This is a genomic window from Flavobacterium tegetincola DSM 22377 (assembly GCF_000425485.1).
GTDB classification, from domain to species: Bacteria; Bacteroidota; Bacteroidia; order Flavobacteriales; family Flavobacteriaceae; genus Flavobacterium; species Flavobacterium tegetincola.
Genome location: NZ_KE384389.1, coordinates 1 through 1,167, shown reverse-complemented (window position 1 = coordinate 1,167; position 1,167 = coordinate 1). Strand labels below are relative to the sequence as shown.

The 1,167-nt window shown below is 38.6% G+C and carries 2 protein-coding genes and 1 pseudogene; all 3 read right to left on the bottom strand.

All coding sequences use genetic code 11. The annotated features are described in order from the left end of the window. The coding region (locus H602_RS20565; protein ID WP_211224101.1) for a hypothetical protein at positions 1 to 176 on the bottom strand (176 nt) is incomplete at its 3' end. A 108-nt stretch (positions 177 to 284) separates the two neighbouring features. Further along, a complete protein-coding gene (locus H602_RS0116890; protein WP_157505148.1) occupies positions 285 to 689 on the bottom strand; it encodes a T9SS type A sorting domain-containing protein in 405 nt (134 codons plus the stop codon). 351 nt (positions 690 to 1,040) lie between these two features. After that, positions 1,041 to 1,167, bottom strand: a pseudogene (locus H602_RS20380) (IS91 family transposase); the annotation flags it as partial.

The following is a 1,167-nucleotide window of genomic DNA, read 5'->3' as shown; positions in this document are numbered from 1 at the left end:
GGCTCTGTGTAACTGTTGGTTGCAAGTTGACCAGCATCACTGCGTCCCCAACCCCATAGTGTTCCGTCTGCTTTTAAACCCACTGTATGAGTACCGCCAAAAGTGAGGGATTCGTAACATTGGGCATTCGTAAAGATTGTAGTTAGTAAAAATGTACTAAGTAATATTTTTTTCATGTTGTAGTTATTTAAAAAAGAGGCAGGCAGCGCCTGCCTCTTGGGTTAGATTCCTCATTCCTCCTGAAGTTTCGGGAGAGTATGCTAGGAAAGGGTAAGTTACTTAAATTATTTAATAATTAATTTTTGTTGATACAAGATTTGATTTTCATTTCTGATTGCTACGATATAAACACCAGCAGAATAATTACTGATATTTAACGTCGCAGTACCTTGTGCATCTGCCAATGCTTTTTGGCTTAACAAACGCCCCATTAAATCGTATAATTCTACCGTGGCATTTGATACACCTAAATCATATTGTACCTGAACCGTACCAGAGGCTGGATTAGGATATAGGGTACAAGATTTAAAAGTAGGCATCTCTGAACTCATTTTATTTGTATCACCAGAGCTTCTGTATTCCATATACTCACAATAAGGTAAGTCAATCGGGAACAGATACTCACAATCAATCATCCCTTCTTTTCCAGAAATTTGTCCGTGTATTCTCAAGGTCGTACTTCCTCCCATAAATGGACTTTGAGGAATAACTGTTATTTGAATCACATTAGGTCCATAATTGAGCGTAAAAGTACCAGGAATAATTAAAACATTGTTTGATGGATCAGTGATAGTCGCTTGAAACGATTGACTTGCATTACTGTAAATAACAGCTAAGGTTTCGTTGCGTTCGGAGAACGAACAATGAAACCTGTGTTGAACGGAACCGATTACATGCCGTCAACACTTATGGAGTTATCGTAAAGCGTTTTGAAGAATATCAAGAGGATTAGATGATCCTCTTTTTTTATGCAGTAAAATCTGGATCATTTTTTAGTGTTTACCTTCACTTTTGAGCACAGTGCCCTTACCCATTCCAAGTTAATTTTGGTGGGACTTTGCCTTTTGGCTAACGCCAAGATACCAAGCCGGTGGACCTCTGGTATCAAAAACCAATATCGTATGCAGGTTGCCCGTTTTGCAACATTGACACTTTCTGATTGTAGGT